Annotated in this window: 2 pseudogenes; one reads left to right on the top strand and one right to left on the bottom strand. The window is 66.6% G+C overall.

What is annotated here, in order from left to right:
- Nucleotides 1-159: 159 nt before the first annotated feature.
- Nucleotides 160-1,065: pseudogene (locus AB0E19_RS38830) on the top strand (hypothetical protein); the annotation flags it as partial.
- A 9-nt stretch (nucleotides 1,066-1,074) separates the two neighbouring features.
- Here AB0E19_RS38830 and AB0E19_RS38825 read toward each other — a convergent pair.
- Nucleotides 1,075-1,194: pseudogene (locus AB0E19_RS38825) on the bottom strand (DUF3463 domain-containing protein); the annotation flags it as partial.

Here is a 1,194-nt window from a genome sequence, read left to right as displayed (position 1 = left end):
GCCTATGACGTGGAATGGCGCCGGGACGATCTGAACTGGGTTCGTGCGGGCAGGGTAGGGACCACTAGCTGCGAGGTCCGGGGCATCTACGCCGGTAAGTACCTGGCCAGGGTGCGCGCGGTCAACGCGCTCAACGCGGTCTCGCAGCCGTCGCTGAGCATGCTGACCGATATCAAGGGCAAGACGGAGCCGCCGCCGGCACTGACCTCGCTGACGGCCACGCCGGTGGTGTTCGGCATCCGACTGGCGTGGGGCTTCCCGGCCGGGGCGACTGATACCGAGCGGACTGAGATCTGGCGCAGTGCAGGGCCCGATCGCGCCAGCGCAACGAAGTTCGCCGACTTCGCGTACCCGCAGAACCGCTACCAGCTCGACGGCCTGGCCGCCGGTGCCAAGTTCTACTTCTGGGGCAGGCTGGTTGACCGAAGCGGAAACGTCGGCCCGTGGTATCCGGCCGGTGCCGGGGTTATGGGGCAGGCCAGCACCGACGTCAGCGAGTACGAGGAGTACTTCCGCGGCAAGATCGTGGAGAGCTCGCTGGGCCAGGACCTGCTGTCCAAGATCGAGAGCACCAGCGGGCTGGTGCCGCTGATCTGGAAGGCCGGTGCAACCTACGAGCCCGGGCAGACGGTGGTCCACAACGGCCGGATCTGGCAATGGAAGGGGCCTGGCAACGGCAACGAGACGCCGCCAGGCACGAAGTGGATGGACGTCGGCCAGGCCGTGGCAGAGGCGGGTGCGCTGGTTGGCCAGGTGAACCAACTGCAGCTGGATGTGCAGGAGGTGGACGGCAAGGTGACAGCAGTGGGCCAGCAGGTGAACGGCCTGGTGGCGCAGTACAGCGCGGAGCATGCCGGTGATGAGGACTGGAACGCCGGCGATGAGACCTCTTTCGCCGGCACCATCACCACCCTCACTGTCATCGCCGAAGCGGACTACTCGCTGGGTAGGCGTGTCGACACCGCTGAGGCATCGGTGGGCGAGACGCAGGCCATCGTGCAGGAGACCGCACAGGCTCTGGTAGACATTGATGGCCGGATCAGCGCGTCCTGGAACCTGAAGCTGCAAATCGCGGCCAATGGCCAGTACTACGCCGCTGGCAGGTTCGTAGCCGCAGTGCGCCATGCAGTTGGCGCAGCGCGGGTCCTTGCCGCGGCCGTACTTGTCCCAGTCGGTCTCCTCGACGAGTTCGCG

It is taken from the genome of Streptomyces sp. NPDC047974, from assembly GCF_040653375.1.
In the GTDB taxonomy this organism is placed as follows: Bacteria; Actinomycetota; Actinomycetes; order Streptomycetales; family Streptomycetaceae; genus Streptomyces.
This window is presented reverse-complemented; position numbering and strand designations above follow the sequence as displayed.